This is a genomic window from Gluconobacter sp. P1D12_c, from assembly GCF_018812105.1.
In the GTDB taxonomy this organism is placed as follows: Bacteria; Pseudomonadota; Alphaproteobacteria; order Acetobacterales; family Acetobacteraceae; genus Gluconobacter; species Gluconobacter oxydans_A.
In genome coordinates, this window is sequence record NZ_JACSIQ010000309.1 from 1 (window position 1) to 512 (window position 512).

Below are 512 nucleotides of genomic sequence, written 5' to 3' on the forward strand. Positions count from 1 at the left end.
ATACGGCGCATCTGCTTGAGTTTGTTGAACATCCGCTCGATGCGGTTGCGGTCCCTGTAACGCCACCAGTCTGTTTTCTGTGGAGCACTGCGGCTTTTGCGTGATGGAATAACCGGCAGGATCCCGTGGATCAGCAGATCCTGGCGGAACCAGTCGCTGTCATAGCCCCGGTCGGCCAGCATGGCTTTGGGGTTTGGAACCGCAAACGCCATCAGGGTATCTGTGGCTGTGTAATCCGAGAGCTGACCTCCGCTAAGGGCAAAGCCGAAAGGACGTCCTTGATTGTCGCACCGGGCGTGGATTTTGCTCGTAAAACCGCCGCGTGATCGACCAAAACCTTCCGTATGAGCCCCCCTTTTGCACCCGTTGCCTGGGAGTGGGCGCGAACCACGGTACTGTCGACCATATGCTGCCAGTCATCACTCAGTCCCACGTCCACCAGAGTTTGCAGCAAGGCATCCCATACACCCTGTTCAGCCCAACGCCGGAACCTGACATAGACCGAGTTCCAT

The 512-nt window shown here is 57.4% G+C and carries 1 protein-coding gene; it reads right to left on the reverse strand.

Translation table 11 applies throughout. The features are described from left to right. The coding region (locus KP705_RS20325; RefSeq protein WP_252348439.1) for an IS5 family transposase at positions 1–416 on the reverse strand (416 nt) is incomplete at its 3' end. Between the last annotated feature and the right edge of the window lie 96 nt (positions 417–512).